This is a genomic window from Pseudomonas tehranensis (assembly GCF_014268615.1).
GTDB lineage: Bacteria > Pseudomonadota > Gammaproteobacteria > Pseudomonadales > Pseudomonadaceae > Aquipseudomonas > Aquipseudomonas tehranensis.
Genome location: NZ_JABWQV010000095.1, coordinates 1 through 17,360 on the forward strand (window position 1 = coordinate 1; position 17,360 = coordinate 17,360).

A 17,360-nucleotide genomic window follows, 5' to 3' on the forward strand; every position below is an offset into this window, starting at 1 on the left:
GAAGTTCGAGTCTTCTTCTGGGCACCAATTTCGAGCGACAGATCAACGATCTGTCAGCCCCCCAAAAACCCGCGAAAGCGGGTTTTTGCATTTTCGGCCCCGGGAATCTGACTGGTAATTACTAAAACAAAAACAGGGGTTTACAGATCAAAACTCGCTCCGTATAGTGCGCCACATCGACAGCGGCAACGCTGAAGATGCTGCCCAGATGGTGAAATTGGTAGACACGCCAGCTTCAGGTGCTGGTGACCGCAAGGTCGTGGAAGTTCGAGTCTTCTTCTGGGCACCAATTCAAGCTTCAAGGTTACGACCTTGAACTCACAGAAACCCGCGAAAGCGGGTTTTTGCGTTTCTGGGGTTGCCCGTTTATTGGCTGACGACTCGGATGTATCTGAGCCGCTAAAACCGCCTTCGCGGGCAAGCCCGCTCCCACAGTAGATCGAGTACTTCATGAGTACGCCACCAATTGTGGGAGCGGGCTTGCTCGCGAAGGGGCCAGCCCGATCAGCCCATCAAGCCCTGAACTGCCCCAGGCTCGCCTTCAACTGCGCCGCCAGACTGTCGAGCACTTTGCCACTGGCCGTGGTCTCGACCACAGCCTGAGCCGCTTTCTCGGCCTGGGCATGAATGGTTTCCACCCGCCCACGCACCGCCTGCGCACCTTGCGCCTGGTGAGCCGCCGCCTGCGTGGCCAGACCGATGGCCGCATGCACCTGCTCTACAGAGGTCTGTACCGACTGCTGTAAGCGCGCGCTGTCACGCAACACCAACAACCCCTCGCTGGCCTGACGCCCCGCCTGGCCGATGGCGGCCACCGCCTCGCGAGCGCCCTGCTGCAGCGCGACGATATGAGCTTGGATGTCGCCGGTCGAACTCTGCGTCTTGCTTGCCAGCGCCCGCACCTCGTCGGCAACCACTGCGAACCCGCGCCCGGTTTCCCCGGCCCGCGCCGCTTCGATGGCCGCGTTCAAGGCCAGCAGGTTGGTTTGCTCGGCAATGCCGTGAATGACCGTGAGCACCACTTCGATCTGCTCGCTCTGTTGAGCCAGCCGCTCGATGACTTTCGCCCCGGTGTCGACCTGCCCGGCCAGCGCCTCAATCAAACCACCGACCTTGGCCGATGTACGGGTGTTTTCGTCGGTGGCCTTGCGAATCTCCACCACCTGCTGCAAGGCAGCCTGCATCGCCTGGCTTTCCGATTGCGCTTCGTCGGCCATTTGCGACAACGCTCGCAAGCTCTCGGCCACTTCATCACGCTGCATTCCGGCCGCCGCATCGGCGCCGGAATTACGCAAGGTCATTGCGCCGATCTCCACACCGGTGCGCTGGGCCACGTCACCCGCCTCCCGCACGATGGGCTGCAACTTATCCACAAAACGATTGACCGCCGAGGCCATCTCGCCGATTTCGTCCTTGCTGCTGATTTGCACGCGCTTGGTCAGGTCACCCTCACCCGCCGCCAGATCATTCATCGCGGCAATCAACAGCTTCAAACGATTGACCACTCTCCGCCCCAACACCACAGCCAGCAACACCAGCACGCCAAACCCCACCAGCGCCAGCCCCAGGCCGATCCGCCAGCGCAAAGTGCCCGCAGCGTCCTGTACGGTGGTGGCGGTGTTGGCCTGCATTTGCGTCGCGGTGGACTGGGCCGACTCCAGACGCCCACGCATTGCCGTGGCACTGTCAGCTGCGGCCCCCTTGAGGCTATCGCCCACCAACTGGTCACCACTGGCAATCAAGGCCGAGAAGCGCTGGTCCAACGCCTTCAAGTCAGCCTCAACGGAGGCCGTGGAAACGCCCATCAACACCTTGCCGATCTCTACGCCGTTGGGGTTGATCGAGGCCTCAAGGTAATACACCGAAGGGTCGTTCTTGGCCGCGTCCAACACCTTGTCCAGCGCCCGATCGCCCTGGCCTTTCTCTAGCAAAGCCTTGTTGATCGGGTTCTCCCGATTCAGGTAACGAGTCAGGTGCTGGCCGGTGGCGTCGTCATAAATGACGAAGAGTACGTTGGGATTGCGCTGGGCCCGACGGGCAAACTCGGAGAGGGCCGGCACGTCGCTGTCCCACATGGCGCGGGGCGCGACCGAAGCCAGGAGTTGCGCCATATCATTGGCAGAATCCTTGAGCGATTTTTCCAGCGTCGCCCGCAACTGTGCCTGTTCATCCTTCAGCCGCGCAGACAAACCGGCGGTGAGGCGCTGACGAGTGCTGGTCGACAAGCTGTCCAGGCTCGACGTCACTTCACGCCCGGCCTGCTCCAGTTCACCAGACAACTTCTGACTGTCGCCGCCGAGCCGAGCCTCCAGATCAGCCTCCAGCGCCGTGACCGTGCTTCGCGTCAGCGCGACAGCGACCAGCACCTGCACCAAAAGAGCGACACCGAGGGTAACGAACACCGGCCGCAACAGGCGGCTTTGTAACAATGAGAGAACGGCCGACACAGGGAATCCCTCTACTAACGCCATTAATTTGATGGCACTTCACAAGAAGCGCTTATTATTCATGGTGTGTAGCAAGTGTCGTGCCGTCTGGCAGTCAGAAACGACAAAGGACCCGATGAGGGTCCTTTGCTTTTTACATCAACGACTTATCAGGCAAACGGGTGACGCAGAACGATGGTTTCGTTGCGATCCGGCCCCGTCGAAATAATGTCGATCGGCGCACCGACCAACTCTTCGACGCGCTTGATGTAGTTGCGAGCCGCCACTGGCAGCTCTTCCAGGGTCTTGGCGCCCACGGTCGACTCGGTCCAGCCTGGCATCTGCTCGTATACCGGCTCCAGGCCGATGTAGCTGTCAGCGTCAGTCGGTGCGTCGATGACCGCGCCGTCCTGATTCTTGTAGCCCACGCAGATGTTGATGGTTTCCAGGCCGTCCAGTACGTCCAGCTTGGTCAGGCACAGGCCCGAGATACTGTTGACGTCGATGGCGCGACGCAGGATGACGGCATCGAACCAGCCACAACGACGGGCACGGCCAGTGGTGGCGCCGAACTCATGGCCGCGCTTGGCCAGGAACGCACCGACGTCATCGAACAGCTCGGTCGGGAACGGACCCGAACCAACGCGAGTGGTGTAGGCCTTGGTGATACCCAGGATGTAGTCCAGGTACATCGGTCCAAAACCCGAACCGGTGGCGATACCGCCGGCAGTGGTGTTGGAACTGGTGACGTACGGATAGGTACCGTGGTCGATGTCCAGCAGCGAGCCTTGGGCGCCTTCGAACATGATGTCCTTGCCCGCGCGACGCAGCTCGTGCAGCTCGGCAGTGACGTCGAGCATCATCGGCTTGAGCAGCTCGGCGTACTCCATGCACTCATCCAGGGTTTTCTGGAAGTCGATGGCCGGCTCTTTGTAGTAATTGACCAGAACGAAGTTGTGGTAGTCCAGCAACTCGCCCAGCTTGGCGGCGAAGCGCTCACGGTGAAACAGGTCACCGATGCGCAGGCCGCGACGGGCCACCTTGTCTTCGTAGGCCGGACCGATGCCGCGACCGGTGGTGCCGATCTTCAGCTCGCCACGGGCCTTTTCGCGGGCCTGGTCCAGCGCAACGTGATAGGACAGGATCAGCGGGCAGGACGGACTGATACGCAGGCGCTCGCGCACCGGTACGCCTTTCTCTTCCAGTTTGATGATTTCCCGCAACAAGGCGTCGGGGGCAACCACCACCCCGTTGCCGATCAAGCACTGCACGCCTTCGCGCAGCACGCCCGACGGAATCAGGTGCAGTACGGTTTTCTCACCGTCGATCACCAAGGTGTGACCTGCGTTGTGGCCACCCTGGTAGCGCACTACGGCGGCAGCATGTTCGGTCAGCAGATCAACGATCTTGCCTTTGCCCTCATCACCCCACTGGGTGCCCAGGACTACGACATTCTTACCCATAACACTTGTCCTCATTCGCGCAAACTTGGTGCCGGCCGCGGCCGGCAGGAAAACTCAAGAAGCCAGCGGCAATACTTGCCAAAGCCCGTTCTGCTGAATCAATTGCCGGTCGCAGTCCGCTTCACGGGCGGCGGCCAAAGGCTGCCCAGGCAAGGCCTGGACGACACGCTGACCCTCACTGCGCAACTGGCAGACCATCTGCCAGAGTGCTGCATCCGTACTGTCAGGCATCCAGATACCGCCAGACGGTAGCTCGACTTCAGCACGCCCCAGGGTCACCAGGGTTTTCAAATCGGTAGAGAAGCCGGTCGCCGGACGGGCACGACCGAAGTCGGCGCCAATATCATCGTATCGACCGCCCTGAGCGATGGACTGGCCAACTCCCGGCACGAACACCGCGAACACCACACCGGTGTGGTAGTGATAACCGCGCAGCTCACCCAGGTCGAAATACAGCGGCAGCTCGGGGAAACGCACCGACAGCCGCTCGGCAATCGCCAGCAAATCGTCCAGTGCCGCGAGCACAGGTGCCGGCGCATGGGCCAGCCGCTCGCGGGCAGCGGCCAGCACTTCGCGACCTCCGCAGAGGTCTACCAGCGCCCGCAACATGCCGGACAAATCGGCCGGCAGGCCTTCGGTCAGACTGATCACTTCATCGATGGCCTTGCGCTGCAAGGCATCGAACAACTGCTGCTCCACTTCGCCGGACAAACCGGCCGCACGCGCCAGGCCACGATAGATGCCGACGTGGCCCAGGTCCATGTGGACATCCGGTACGTCGGCCAGTTGCAACATGGCCAACATCAAGCTGATGACTTCCACGTCGCTGCTGGGGCTGGCGTCGCCATACAACTCGGCACCCAGCTGGATAGGGCTGCGCGAAGATGACAAGGCGCGCGGCTGGGCGTGCAGCACACTGCCGGCATAGCACAGACGGCTCGGACCTTCACGACGCAGGGTGTGGGCGTCGATACGAGCCACTTGCGGCGTGATGTCGGCACGAAAGCCCATCTGCCGACCCGACTGCGGGTCGATAACCTTGAAGGTGCGCAGATCCAGGTCCTGGCCCGCGCCGGTCAGCAGGGATTCCAGGTACTCGATATGCGGGGTAACGACGAATTCGTAACCCCAGCTCTGGAACAGATCCAACACCTGCCGACGCGCTACTTCAATACGCGCAGCTTCCGGTGGCAGTACTTCTTCGATGCCATCTGGCAGCAGCCAGCGGTCTACCGTTGCCATTACGCCATTCCCCTATGGTCCGGGCGGCCAGCCCTCGGGCAAGCCTTGAGTGAAGCAGAAAATGCCCGCCCCATGCGCAAACCCCGCGCATGAGCAACGTGACGAATGGCCTTTAATCGGCCTCGCCAAGCACTTTCCTCGAAAAACCTGTCGAGTCGTTCAACCCGACGCCTGCACCAAAAACCGCAATCGAACGTGCAGACGCAAAAAAGCCGGGAATTTCCCGGCTGCCGCATCATACACACGTTTTCCCAAAGGATCACCCCGCCCGACGCTTTAGCCGCCGGGCGGAGTGCTTTCAGGTCAACGTCGCATCAAGGCTTGGATTTTTCCAGGTAGCGGAAAAAGTCACTGCTTGGGTCCAGGACCATGACGTCGGATTTGTTCGCAAAGCTTTCACGATAAGCGCGCAGGCTACGGTAGAACCCGTAGAACTCCTGATCCTGACCGTAGGCCTTGGAGTAGATCGCAGCGGCCTGGGCATCACCATCACCACGGACCTCTTCCGACTCACGATAGGCTTCAGCCAGCAGTACGCGACGCTGGCGATCAGCGTCAGCACGGATGCCTTCGGCCAGCTCGTTACCTTTGGCGCGGTGCTCGCGGGCTTCACGCTCGCGCTCGGTGCTCATCCGCTCGAACACACTGCGATTGACTTCCTTCGGCAGGTCGATGGCCTTGACCCGGACATCGACGACTTCGATACCCAGCTCTTTTTCTGCCATCGTATTCAGCGAACGGGTGATGTCAGCCATGAGCGCATCACGCTCACCGGACACGACTTCATGCAGCGTACGCTTACCGAACTGGTCACGCAGACCCGATTCCAGGCGACGAGACAGACGCTCGTCGGCGATCTGCTTGAGGCCTGATGTCGCGGTGTAGAAGCGCTCGGCATCTTTCACGCGCCACTTGGCATAGGCGTCCACCATCACGGCTTTCTTTTCCAGCGTCAGGAAACGCTGCGTCGGTGCATCCAGCGTCATCAGGCGGCCATCGAACTTGCGCACCTTGTTGACGTACGGCACTTTCACATGCAGCCCTGGCTGGACATCAGCCTGGACCACGCGACCGAATTGCAGCAACACCGCGCGCTCGGTCTGAGCCACGATGTAGAAGCAGTTCCAGGCAGCGATCGCCACGACGACACCGACAATAAGGGCGATCAGCGATTTATTGCTCATCAGCGACTCTCCCTGGTACGTGCTTGCTGTTGCTGCAGTTCCACCGCACGGGCATTGCCTTCATTGCTGACGGCTGCCGCGCCGGTCGACGGCGTACTGGTGCTGCGACCGCTCTCGACCATCTTGTCCAGCGGCAAGTACAGCAGATTGCTCTGGCCGTTCTTGTTGCCGGTCACGAGGACCTTGCTGGTGTTGCTGAAGACTTCCTGCATGGTGTCCAGATACAGACGCTCGCGGGTGACTTCAGGCGCCTTGCGATACTCGGCCACCAGTTTGGTGAAGCGGTCCGCCTCACCCTTGGCGCGGGAGACCACTTCGTCGCGGTAGCCGTTGGCGTCTTCAATGATGCGCTGGGCCTGACCACGGGCTTCCGGCACGACACCGTTGGCATAGGTCTCGGCCTGGTTGCGCGAACGCTGCTCGTCTTCACGGGCACGGATCACGTCATCGAAGGCTTCCTGGACTTCACGCGGTGCCGCTGCGCTCTGAACGTTGACCTGGGTAACGGTGATACCGGTGCGATAGGTATCGAGGAACCTTTGCAGGCGCTCCTTGATTTCGCTGGCCATCAACTCACGACCTTCAGTCAGCACCTGGTCCATGGCGGTAGAGCCCACCACATGACGCAAGGCACTTTCAGTGGCGTGCTGCAGGCTGATTTCCGGCTGGTCGACGTTCAGTACGAAGTCTTGCAGATTGGAGATCTTGTATTGCACGGTCAGCGGCACTTCGACGATGTTCTCGTCTTCGGTCAGCATCTGGCCCTGCTTGGTGTAGGCACGCTCACGCGTGACGTTCTCCATGAACTTCTTGTCGATTGGCGGGAAATAGATGTTCAGACCCGGACCGACAGTCTCGTAGTACTTGCCGAAGCGCAGCACCACGGCCTGCTCCTGCTCGTCCACGACATAAACCGCGCTGTACAGCCAGACAGCCGCGAGCACGACGAGACCAATGCCGAGCAGGCCATAACCGCCACCCTTGCCCGAACGGCCACCACCATCGTCACCGCGTTTCTTACCACCACCGAACAAACCGTTCAGGCTTTCCTGCAGCTTTCGGAAGGCCTCGTCGAGATCCGGCGGCCCCTTGCGGTCGCCGTTGTTACGACGTTTTCCACCCCAGGGATCCTGATTATTCGAGTTGCCACCCGGCTCATTCCAAGCCATAGCGCTCTCCATCTGATAAAGCAAAGACGCACCCACGGCGCGCCGACCAATGCTACAGAATGCCTGACACAGCTTTCTCAGGCTTTTATTGCAAAGTGTGTTGCTCGATGAATTCCATCGGCTGCAGCCCTTCGCGACTGACCAGTCGATTGAGCTCCGTCCGAGGCAGGCGAACCGCCAGCAGGCAGATGCCTTCTTCGTCGTGTTCTTCTTTCTGCACCGCTCCGAGCTCAAAGAACTGGGCCCGCAGCCGGGCGAAACGTTGCGGCAACTTCAGCGTGCCAACAAACAGGTCGTTGCCCAGCAGCTCCGCCACGGCCTGCTTGAGCAGGTCGAGGCCGGAGCCGTCGCGGGCCGATAACCAGACCCGCTGCGGCTTGCCATCGGCATCGCGCTGGATCTGCGGCTCCACGCCTTCGAGCAAATCGAGTTTGTTGTATACCTCGAGGATCGGCAAGTCCTGGGCTCCGATCTCGCCCAGCACCACCATGACCTGCTCAATCTGCAGCATCCGGTCAGGCTCGGCGGCATCGATCACGTGCAGCAGCAGGTCGGAGTTGCTCGACTCTTCGAGCGTAGCCCGGAAAGCCTCGACCAGCTTATGCGGCAGGTGCCGAATGAAGCCCACGGTATCGGCCAGTACGATCGGCCCGAGGTCGTCCAGATCGAGCCGGCGCAGGGTCGGATCGAGCGTGGCGAACAGTTGGTCGGCGGCGTAGACATCGGACTGGGTCACGTTATTGAACAGCGTCGATTTGCCGGCGTTGGTATAACCCACCAATGAAACCGTCGGAATATCAGCACGCTTGCGGCCACGCCGGGATTGCTCGCGCTGGCTGCGGACCTTTTCCAGACGCCCCTTGATCTGGCGCAGGCGAACCCGCAGCAGGCGCCGGTCGGTTTCCAGCTGGGTCTCACCCGGACCGCGCAGACCGATACCACCCTTCTGCCGCTCAAGGTGGGTCCAGCCACGAACCAGTCGCGTACTCATGTGCTCAAGCTGGGCCAGTTCGACCTGGAGCTTGCCTTCATGGGTACGGGCGCGTTGGGCGAAGATATCGAGAATCAACCCCGTCCGGTCGATCACGCGACACTCGAACACACGCTCGAGGTTACGCTCCTGACTGGGCGTGAGGATGTGATTGAAAATCACCAGGTCGACCTGCTCGGTTTTGACCAGGTCGCGCAATTCCTCGACCTTGCCGCTACCTATCAGGTATTTGGCGGTTGGCCGATGACGCGGCACGTTAAAAAACGCGACGGTCTCGGCGCCGGCCGAAAGTGCCAATTCCTGAAACTCCTGCGGATCTTCGCGCGCCTCAGGGTCTTGTCCATCCAAGTGAACGAGAATGGCCCGCTCACCCCCACCGTGGCGCTCAAAGAACAAAGGAGACTCCTATCAAGCGTTACCCGGTTCAGCGTCACCGGCTTCGGATTCGGTTGCGCTAGGCAGACGAATCGCACGCACAGGCACGACTGTCGAGATCGCGTGCTTGTAGACCATCTGGCTGACGGTGTTTTTCAAAAGGATGACGAACTGATCGAAAGACTCGATATGGCCTTGCAGTTTGATCCCGTTGACCAGATAGATGGACACCCCAACTTTCTCTTTACGTAAAGTGTTCAAGTAAGGGTCTTGTAGCGAATGCCCTTTTGACATGTGCCGCACTCCTTTAAGGATCAATAATTAAAATCGGAATCAGATGGCTTGGGCCGTCACACCCCCAAGGATAGACGGCAATTGCAAGGACTCAGCTCAATATGGAGATGGTCCCAAGGTATTTCAAGGCGCGCGGCAGATTGTCGCAATCAAGACTGTCAAGCCAATGCAAGTCAGTCCAGCTCCGCAGCCAGGTGAACTGGCGTTTCGCCAATTGGCGCGTGGCTATGATTCCACGCTCCTGCATCTCGGCTGACGTCAGCTTGCCGTCCAGATAGTCCCAGACCTGTCGATAACCCACCGCACGTATAGACGGCAACCCGGCATGCAGGTCACTTCGCTCACGCAGGGCTACGACCTCGTCTATGAATCCCTGTTCCAACATTAATGTGAATCTTTGTTCAATTCGCCGATGCAGCACTTGCCGGTTCGCCGGAGCGATGGCCAGATTGGCGACAGTATAGGGCAATTGTTGCATTCCCGAAGCGGCTGCTTCAGTACTTTGCGCAGATTGTCGCTGTCGCAGGGCCGTCATGCTCTGCCCGCTGACCCGATAGACCTCCAGCGCCCGGCTGAGCCGTTGCGGGTCGTTGGGGTGAATGCGGGCCGCCGACTCCGGGTCGATGACCGCCAACTGCTCATGCAGGGCTTGCCAGCCAAGGCGCGCAGCCTCTTCTTCGATCTGCGCGCGCACGTTGGGATCGGCGGCCGGCATGTCCGCCAGCCCCTCGACCAGAGCCTTGTAGTACAGCATCGTGCCGCCCACCAGCAGCGGAATCTTGCCTTTGGCGGTGATTTCGGCCATGGCCTGAAGGGCATCGCGACGAAAATCCGCTGCCGAGTAAGCTTCGGCCGGATCCAGGATGTCGATCAGTCGGTGCGGGAACTCGGCCAGCAGCTCTTTTGACGGTTTGGCCGTGCCGATGTCCATGCCCCGGTAGACCAAGGCCGAATCGACGCTGATCAGCTCGCAGGGCAGCGCTTTGGTCAACTCAATGGCCAGGTCGGTCTTGCCGGCAGCGGTCGGCCCCATCAGAAAGATCGCAGGTGGTAACGGGCTCATCAGCGACCGCGCAGGAACAGTTTGTCCAGGTCGTCCAGGCCCAGTTGGGTCCAGGTCGGCCGGCCATGGTTGCATTGGCCGCTACGCTCGGTGTTTTCCATATCCCGCAGCAGGCCATTCATTTCCGGCAAGGCCAGACGCCGGTTGGCGCGGATTGCGCCGTGGCAGGCCATGGTGCCGAGCAGTTCGTTCAGGTGCGCCTGGATCCGGTCGCTGGTGCCGTACTCCATCAGGTCCGCCAGCACGTCGCTGACCAGTCGGTTGGCTTCGGCCTGTTTCAGCAGCGCCGGGATCTGCCGGATCGCCAGGGTTTCCGGGCCCAGGCGCTGCAGCTCAAAGCCCAGGCGCTGGAACCAGCTCACATGCTCCTCGGCGCAGTCAGCCTCACGCTGACTGACCGCCAGGGATTCAGGCACCAATAGCGGTTGCCCGCTAAGGCCTTCGCTGGCCATGGCGATCTTCAGCCGTTCGTACATGATCCGCTCGTGGGCGGCATGCATGTCCACCAGGACCAGGCCTTGGGCATTTTCCGCGAGGATATAGATGCCTTTGAGCTGCGCCAGGGCATAACCCAGTGGCGGAATATCACCCTGGCCGTCCGGCAACGCCGCCGCACCGGTCTCAGGCAGGGGTTTGAAAAACTCGCGATAAGCCGCCTGCGCCTCGGCCGCCGGCACGTTCGATTGCGGGCGTGGCGTGTATTGATACTGATAGCCGCTGCCGGAGCCAGTCCCCGCCGCGTTGTAGCTCGGCTGGGGCTGGGGTTGTTCCAACAGTGCATTGGCCGCCAGACGCATTTCGCCCTGGGGACCGAACTCGCCGGCCTCCAGCCCCGTCGGCCGAACCATGCCAGCCACCGCTGCCGGGGCCGCCAGTTGATCCTCCGGACGCACGTCGCCCAGGGCGCGGTGCAAGGTGCCGTAAAGGAAATCGTGCACCATACGCCCGTCACGGAAGCGTACTTCATGCTTGGTCGGGTGCACGTTGACGTCCACCACCGCGGGATCGACTTCGAAAAACAGCACGAAAGTCGGATGCCGACCGTTGAACAACACGTCGCGATAGGCCTGGCGCACCGCGTGAGCGACCAGTTTGTCGCGTACCGCCCGCCCGTTCACGTAAAAGTACTGCAAGTCCGCCTGACTGCGAGAAAAAGTCGGCAGCCCGACCCAACCCCACAGGTGCAGGCCATTGCGCTCCACTTCGATGGGCAACGCCTGTTCCAGGAAACCCGCACCGCAGACAGCGCCGACGCGTCGAGCCCGGGCCGCATCATCATGGGCCTCGTGCAGGCTGAGGATGGTCTTGCCGTTGTGGCGCAAATGGAACGCCACGTCAAAACGCGCCAGGGCCAGGCGCTTGATGACTTCCTGCAAATGATCGAACTCGGTCTTCTCGGCCTTGAGAAACTTGCGCCGGGCCGGGGTATTGAAGAACAGGTCGCGCACTTCCACCGAGGTGCCCACCGGATGGGCCGCAGGCTGGACGCGGGAGGCCATGTCCCGGCCCTCGGTCTCGACTTGCCAGGCCTGGTCGGCTTCACGGGTACGCGAGGTGAGCGTCAGGCGCGACACCGAACTGATGGAAGCCAGCGCCTCGCCACGGAACCCCAGGCTCATGACCCGCTCAAGGTCTTCCAGGTCGCGGATCTTGCTGGTGGCGTGGCGCGCCAGTGCCAGCGGCAGGTCGTCGGCCGGAATGCCGCCCCCGTCATCGCGCACCCGCAATAGCTTGACACCACCCTGCTCGACATCCACGTCGATGCGTTTGGCCCCGGAGTCGAGGCTGTTCTCCAGCAACTCCTTGATGACCGACGCCGGACGCTCGACCACCTCACCGGCGGCGATCTGGTTCGCCAGCCGGGGGCTGAGCAGTTCGATGCGGGCATTGCTGCCGGCCAGTTCATCGCTCATTGCTTGACCACCACTTCATTGCCGGGAATGGTCAGGGTCTGGCCGATCTTGAGCTCGTCGCTTTTAAGGTTGTTGGCGCTGCGCAAGGAAGCGGGCGACACCTGATAGCGCACCGCGATCATTGCCAGGGTTTCGCCAGGATTGACCCGATGGTCTCGCGGCCCCTGGGCGATCTTGCCGGAGTCTCGCAGCCAGGCGATGTAGGTGCCCGGCGGCGGGTTCTGCTGGAAGAACTGCCTCACGCCGCTGCTGATGGAACGGGCCAGGGCCTGCTGGTGACTGGAGGAGGTCAGCTTCGAAGCTTCGTTGGCGTTGGAGATGAAGCCGGTTTCCACCAGGATCGACGGGATGTCCGGCGACTTGAGCACCATGAACCCCGCCTGTTCGACACGTCGCTTGTGCAGCGGCGTGACACGCCCAATGTTGCTCAAGACTTTTTGACCGACGTTCAGGCTCGACGTCAGCGAGGCTGTCATCGACAAATCGAGCAGCACGCCGGCGAGCATGCGGTCCTTGTCATCGAGACTGACGTTGCCGGCACCGCCAATCAGGTCGGAACGGTTTTCGCTGTCAGCCAGCCAACGGGCGGTCTCGGAGGTAGCCCCCCGGTCGGACAGGGCAAACACCGAGGCCCCGAACGCGGCTTTTGAAGGGGCGGCGTCGGCATGGATCGAGACGAACAGGTCCGCGCCCTTCTTGCGGGCAATTTCGGTACGGCCACGCAAGGGGATGAAATAGTCTCCGGTACGGGTCAGTTCCGCGCGAAAGCCCTTCATACCATTGACCTGGCGCTGCAACTCACGGGCGATGGACAACACCACGTCCTTTTCACGCTGTCCTCGCGAGCCAGAGGCACCAGGGTCCTCACCACCGTGACCGGCATCGATCACAACGATGATATCGCGCTTGCCGGATGGCGCCGGCGGAAGCTTGAGAGCAGGCTCAGTGGGCGTGACCGGCACCGCCGGCACTGTGGCGACTTTGGTCGGCGGCGCAGGCGGCGGCGCTGCATCGCCCGGGTTGTCGAACAAGTCCACCACCAGTCGGTTGCCGTATTGGGCGTTGGGCGCCAGGGTGAAACTTTTCGGGGTCACCGCCTTTTTCAGATCGACGACGACCCGCAGATCAGTCGGGGTGCGCTGGGCCGAGCGAATGGCCGTGATCGGCGTGTTGGCGGTGGCGGCAGTCAGCGGCGCCCCCAGGGATGCGCCATTGATGTCAATCACCAGGCGATCCGGAGCGGTCAGGGTGAATACGCTGTGCTGCACCGGTCCCGTCAGGTCGAACACCAGCCGTGTGTTGTCCGGCGCTCGCCACAGACGAACGCTGCTGACCTTTGTCTCAGCCATAGCATCGACGGCCAATGCCGTAAGCAACAGTCCTACGACAGTAACCACCGCGCGAAAGCGCATACCAAACCCCATCATCAATTAGTTTCCAGTGCCAAAGCGGCACACCACGACTCGCCACGCGAGCCTTGCGGCGTCAGTATCAACGAACGCCCACCGTTCTGCGCGCCAATGGTAATGGTCAGGTCAGGCTTTGGCAAAAAGCCTGCACCCTTCTGGGGCCATTCGATCAGACACAAGGCGTCATCTTCGAAATAATCGCGGATACCGAGGAATTCCAACTCTTCAGGGTCCACCAGTCGGTACAGGTCAAAATGGAAGGCACGAATGTCGCCGATTTCGTAGGGTTCAACCAACGTGAACGTAGGGCTTTTCACTGCGCCGACGTGTCCCAGGCCACGAATAATGCCGCGGGACAAGGTGGTTTTTCCCGCGCCGAGGTCGCCCTCCAGAAAAATCAGACCATGGCCTGCCGTGGTACGCGCAATGCGCGCGCCCAATTGCGTCATGGCTTGTTCGTCCGCCACGTACAGGGTTACTTCAGACACGGTGAATGCTCCTCCAACAACTGACGAATGGCCGGGATTAGATCGGTCGCCGCCACCCCCCGGCCCGACTGACCGGCTTGCGCACCGGCATTGGCATGCAACCACACCGCCAGGCAGGCGGCGTCGAAGCCATCCATGCCCTGGGCGAGCAATGCGCCAACCACCCCTGCCAGCACATCGCCGAGGCCCGCCGTGGCCATGGCCGGATGGCCCTGACTGCAAACCGACAGGCGACCGTCCGCACTGGCAATCAGGCTGCCAGCGCCTTTGAGAATCACTGTGGCCGCGTATTTTTTGCTTAATGCGTGGGCCGCCGCCGGACGATCGGCCTGCACCTGAGCCGTGGAGATACCCAGAAGCCGCGCCGCCTCGCCCGGATGAGGGGTGATCACACAGTGCTCGGGCAAACTGACCGCGCCACTGCTCAGCAGGTTCAGCGCATCGGCATCCCACACTTGGGGCAGCGATGCGTTGGCCGCTGCCGACAACAAGCTACGTCCCCACGCGGCCTGACCGAGGCCCGGCCCCACCACCAACACACTGGCCTGCTCAAGCAACCCCATCAATTGGTTGGCGGAGTGGGTGCGCTGCACCATGACTTCAGGTAAACGTGTCAGCGCCGCAGACACATGCTCGTTGCGAGTGGCCATGGATACCATCCCCGCGCCACAACGCAGGGCACTCTCGGCGCTCATCTGGATGGCCCCGCCAAAACCTCGATCGCCGCCGATCAACAGAACATGACCGAACTTGCCTTTGTGGGATGCGCGCGCGCGCGGCGCCAGGCCAGGCAGATTATCGGGCTGCAGAAGCCGCGCCGTGGCCGGCGCCGCCTCGACGATGTCGGGATCGGCGTGCAGATCATTGAATATCAGTTCACCGACCCGATCCGCCGCATCGCCAGTGAACAGACCCAGCTTCAGACCAATGAAGGTTACGGTCAGGTCGGCCACCACTGCTGTCCCCAGCACCCGTCCCGTATCGGCACACAGCCCCGAAGGGATATCCACCGCGGCCACTGGCAGGCCACTGACGTTGATGGTGTCGATTGCCCGGACGTAGGGCTCGCGGACTTCGCCACTCAATCCCGTGCCGAGCAAGGCGTCGAGCAGCACACCGCGCAAGTCGGATTCGTCCGACCATGGCTCAACCGGCACACCCACCGCCACCGCCTCGGCATGGGCATTGGCGGCATCCCCCAGCAAACGCCGGGGCTCACCCACCGTCAGCACCCGCACAGACCACCCGGCGCGTCGGGCCAGGGTCGCCACCAGATAGCCGTCGCCGGCGTTGTTGCCATGACCGGCCAGCACCGTCAGCTCGCCGGCGTCTGGCCAGTGCCGGACAATGGCGCGCCAGGTGGCGCGGGCGGCACGCTGCATCAATTCGAAGCCAGTGGTGCCTGCCGCGATCAGTTGTGCGTCGAGGTCGCGGACCTGCGCGGCACTGTACAGCGCGTCGGGAAAATCATCTTTAGTGTGCGGCATGCGTCTTCGGGCTCCGATGTCTGGCAGAATTATACGCATCTCAGCTCCGGTTTCTCTCGCCTCATGCCCGTCATCCCCACAGACCTCCCCGCCCTCGCCCAATCCATCAAAGACTGGGGTCGCGAGCTGGGTTTCCAGCAGGTCGGCATCAGCGGCCTGGACCTGGCCAAGCACGAGCAACATCTACAGCGCTGGCTCGACGCGGGCTATCACGGCGAGATGGATTACATGGCGGCCCACGGCAGCAAACGCTCGCACCCCGAGGAGCTGGTGCCAGGTACATTGCGCGTGGTTTCCCTACGCATGGACTACCTGGCGGGCGACACACAAATGGCGCAGATGCTCGGCCAACCGGAAAAGGCCTACGTCTCGCGTTATGCATTGGGCCGCGATTACCACAAATTGATCCGTAAACGCGTGCAGCAACTGGCAGAAAAAATTCAGGCGGTCATTGGTCCCTTCGGTTATCGCGCCTTCGTTGACAGCGCACCGGTGCTGGAAAAAGCCATCGCCGAGCAGGCTGGGCTGGGCTGGATCGGTAAAAATACCCTGGTACTGAACCGCAAGGCCGGCAGCTATTTCTTCCTGAGCGAGCTGTTCGTCGACCTGCCGCTGCCGGTTGACCCGCCCCACGCCAGCGAACACTGCGGGAAATGCACCGCATGCCTGGACATCTGTCCTACGAATGCCTTCGTCGGCCCCTACGTCCTGGATGCCCGACGCTGCATTTCCTACCTCACCATCGAACTCAAAAGCGCCATCCCCGAGGAACTGCGGCCGTTGATTGGTAATCGGGTGTTCGGATGCGATGACTGTCAGATCGTCTGCCCGTGGAACCGCTTCGCCCGACCGTCTGGAGAAAGCGACTTCAAACCGCGACACAACCTGGACAACGCCGGGTTGGCCGAACTGTTCATGTGGGACGAGGAAAAATTCCTCAGCAGTACCGAGGGCTCGCCCTTGCGCCGCGCCGGGTACGAACGCTGGTTGCGCAACCTGGCGGTGGGGCTGGGGAATGCACCTTCAACCATCCCGGTCATGCAGGCGCTTGAAGCGCGGCGCGATTACCCATCGGAACTGGTGCGCGAGCATGTGGAGTGGGCGTTGCGCCAACACGCCGAGCGTCAGACCTCGTCGTTGTAGACGAACTTCGGCATTTCCCAGTGAAAGCGGATCGCCAGGAGCCGCAGCAGGAAACCGCCGAACAAGGTGATGAGGATCGCCTGTTCACTCGGCAACTGCAGATAGACGCAGAGCATGTAGCACCACGCTGCGGCAAACGAGACGCTGGCATACAGCTCGCGACGGAAGATCAGCGGGATATCGTTGCAAAAAATGTCCCGGAGGATGCCACCGAAAACGCCGGTAATCACGCCACTGACCGAAGCCACCAACATGCCATGGCCCATTTCCAGGGCGGTCATGCAGCCGATCAGGGTGAACGCCACCAGGCCTACGGCGTCGAGCACCAGGAACAGCGAGCGCAGATGACGCATCCAGCGCGCCAGGATCACCGTCAGCATCGCCGCCGCGGTGGTCAGCACCAGGTATTCCGGGTGCTTGACCCAAGTGAGCGGGTAATGACCGAGCAGCACATCGCGCACCGAGCCGCCACCCAACGCGGTGACACAGGCGATCAGCACCACGCCAAACCAGTCCATGCCACGACGCCCGGCAGACAAGGCGCCGGTCATGGCTTCGGCGGTGATGGCGATCAGGTAAAGCATCAGCAACATGATGGCGGTCCATACAGGAAGGCGCGCAGTCTAGCCAGTTTGGGCAGGCACCAAAAGAGGGCAAGGCAACACCCCCTACCTAAACACCCTGTCGCCGCTCCAAACAAAACCACCGTGGCG

Annotated in this window: 14 protein-coding genes and 1 tRNA gene; 2 read left to right on the top strand and 13 right to left on the bottom strand. The window is 61.6% G+C overall.

All coding sequences use genetic code 11. The features are described from left to right. The first annotated feature begins 202 nt into the window (after positions 1 to 202). Positions 203 to 289, top strand: a tRNA-Leu gene (locus tag HU811_RS15255). Positions 290 to 512: 223 nt separating this feature from the next. Here HU811_RS15255 and HU811_RS15260 read toward each other — a convergent pair. The 12 genes from HU811_RS15260 to HU811_RS15315 all read right to left on the bottom strand — a co-directional run bounded on the left by HU811_RS15260 (position 513) and on the right by HU811_RS15315 (position 15,504). Then, a complete protein-coding gene (locus HU811_RS15260; RefSeq protein ID WP_092452355.1) occupies positions 513 to 2,447 on the bottom strand; it encodes a methyl-accepting chemotaxis protein in 1,935 nt (644 codons plus the stop codon). A 149-nt stretch (positions 2,448 to 2,596) separates the two neighbouring features. Next, the gene (locus HU811_RS15265) at positions 2,597 to 3,889 is read right to left on the bottom strand and encodes an adenylosuccinate synthase (RefSeq protein WP_003186407.1); all 1,293 of its coding nucleotides are present in this window, start codon (positions 3,887 to 3,889) and stop codon (positions 2,597 to 2,599) included. 54 nt (positions 3,890 to 3,943) lie between these two features. Next, complete coding sequence (locus tag HU811_RS15270; RefSeq protein WP_092395756.1) at positions 3,944 to 5,131, bottom strand: ATP phosphoribosyltransferase regulatory subunit; 1,188 nt, start codon at positions 5,129 to 5,131, stop codon at positions 3,944 to 3,946. Between the two features lie 314 nt (positions 5,132 to 5,445). Then, positions 5,446 to 6,315, bottom strand: a complete 870-nt coding sequence (hflC, locus tag HU811_RS15275; protein WP_092395754.1) for a protease modulator HflC — start codon at positions 6,313 to 6,315, stop codon at positions 5,446 to 5,448. Further along, positions 6,315 to 7,484 (bottom strand): FtsH protease activity modulator HflK, encoded by a 1,170-nt coding sequence (gene hflK, locus HU811_RS15280; protein ID WP_092395752.1) that lies wholly within the window; start codon positions 7,482 to 7,484, stop codon positions 6,315 to 6,317. Before hflK ends, hflC begins: the two co-directional genes overlap by 1 nt. 85 nt (positions 7,485 to 7,569) lie before the next feature. Further along, positions 7,570 to 8,871 (bottom strand): ribosome rescue GTPase HflX, encoded by a 1,302-nt coding sequence (gene hflX / locus HU811_RS15285; RefSeq protein ID WP_092395750.1) that lies wholly within the window; start codon positions 8,869 to 8,871, stop codon positions 7,570 to 7,572. A gap of 12 nt (positions 8,872 to 8,883) precedes the next feature. Continuing rightward, positions 8,884 to 9,144 carry an RNA chaperone Hfq gene (hfq, locus tag HU811_RS15290; RefSeq protein ID WP_047227310.1) on the bottom strand — a complete coding sequence of 87 codons (261 nt, stop codon included), beginning with the start codon at positions 9,142 to 9,144 and terminating at the stop codon, positions 8,884 to 8,886. A gap of 91 nt (positions 9,145 to 9,235) precedes the next feature. Beyond that, entirely contained in the window at positions 9,236 to 10,207 is a 972-nt protein-coding gene (gene miaA / locus HU811_RS15295; RefSeq protein ID WP_186656751.1) for a tRNA (adenosine(37)-N6)-dimethylallyltransferase MiaA, read from the bottom strand. Further along, positions 10,207 to 12,120, bottom strand: coding sequence for a DNA mismatch repair endonuclease MutL (mutL, locus tag HU811_RS15300; RefSeq protein WP_092452360.1), 1,914 nt, complete (start codon positions 12,118 to 12,120; stop codon positions 10,207 to 10,209). Before mutL ends, miaA begins: the two co-directional genes overlap by 1 nt. After that, positions 12,117 to 13,547, bottom strand: coding sequence for an N-acetylmuramoyl-L-alanine amidase (locus HU811_RS15305; protein WP_092395744.1), 1,431 nt, complete (start codon positions 13,545 to 13,547; stop codon positions 12,117 to 12,119). Before HU811_RS15305 ends, mutL begins: the two co-directional genes overlap by 4 nt. Continuing rightward, entirely contained in the window at positions 13,547 to 14,017 is a 471-nt protein-coding gene (gene tsaE / locus HU811_RS15310; RefSeq protein WP_047227306.1) for a tRNA (adenosine(37)-N6)-threonylcarbamoyltransferase complex ATPase subunit type 1 TsaE, read from the bottom strand. Before tsaE ends, HU811_RS15305 begins: the two co-directional genes overlap by 1 nt. Continuing rightward, positions 14,005 to 15,504, bottom strand: a complete 1,500-nt coding sequence (locus HU811_RS15315; RefSeq protein WP_186656753.1) for an NAD(P)H-hydrate dehydratase — start codon at positions 15,502 to 15,504, stop codon at positions 14,005 to 14,007. Before HU811_RS15315 ends, tsaE begins: the two co-directional genes overlap by 13 nt. Before the next feature lie 63 nt (positions 15,505 to 15,567). On the opposite strand from HU811_RS15315, the gene queG reads away from it, so the two are divergent. Continuing rightward, positions 15,568 to 16,647 (top strand): tRNA epoxyqueuosine(34) reductase QueG, encoded by a 1,080-nt coding sequence (gene queG / locus HU811_RS15320; protein WP_092395740.1) that lies wholly within the window; start codon positions 15,568 to 15,570, stop codon positions 16,645 to 16,647. Here queG and HU811_RS15325 read toward each other — a convergent pair. Beyond that, positions 16,629 to 17,243, bottom strand: a complete 615-nt coding sequence (locus tag HU811_RS15325; RefSeq protein ID WP_186656755.1) for a trimeric intracellular cation channel family protein — start codon at positions 17,241 to 17,243, stop codon at positions 16,629 to 16,631. The two genes, queG and HU811_RS15325, sit on opposite strands and share 19 nt — an antisense overlap. Positions 17,244 to 17,360: the final 117 nt, after the last annotated feature.

Coding starts and splice junctions, on each gene's coding strand:
- hflK (WP_092395752.1), bottom strand. CDS start 7,484: ATGGCTTGGAATGAGCCGGGTGGCAACTCGAATAATCAGGATCCCTGG.
- mutL (WP_092452360.1), bottom strand. CDS start 12,120: ATGAGCGATGAACTGGCCGGCAGCAATGCCCGCATCGAACTGCTCAGC.
- hflC (WP_092395754.1), bottom strand. CDS start 6,315: ATGAGCAATAAATCGCTGATCGCCCTTATTGTCGGTGTCGTCGTGGCG.
- HU811_RS15305 (WP_092395744.1), bottom strand. CDS start 13,547: ATGATGGGGTTTGGTATGCGCTTTCGCGCGGTGGTTACTGTCGTAGGA.
- HU811_RS15315 (WP_186656753.1), bottom strand. CDS start 15,504: ATGCCGCACACTAAAGATGATTTTCCCGACGCGCTGTACAGTGCCGCG.
- miaA (WP_186656751.1), bottom strand. CDS start 10,207: ATGAGCCCGTTACCACCTGCGATCTTTCTGATGGGGCCGACCGCTGCC.
- HU811_RS15265 (WP_003186407.1), bottom strand. CDS start 3,889: ATGGGTAAGAATGTCGTAGTCCTGGGCACCCAGTGGGGTGATGAGGGC.
- queG (WP_092395740.1), top strand. CDS start 15,568: ATGCCCGTCATCCCCACAGACCTCCCCGCCCTCGCCCAATCCATCAAA.
- HU811_RS15270 (WP_092395756.1), bottom strand. CDS start 5,131: ATGGCAACGGTAGACCGCTGGCTGCTGCCAGATGGCATCGAAGAAGTA.
- hfq (WP_047227310.1), bottom strand. CDS start 9,144: ATGTCAAAAGGGCATTCGCTACAAGACCCTTACTTGAACACTTTACGT.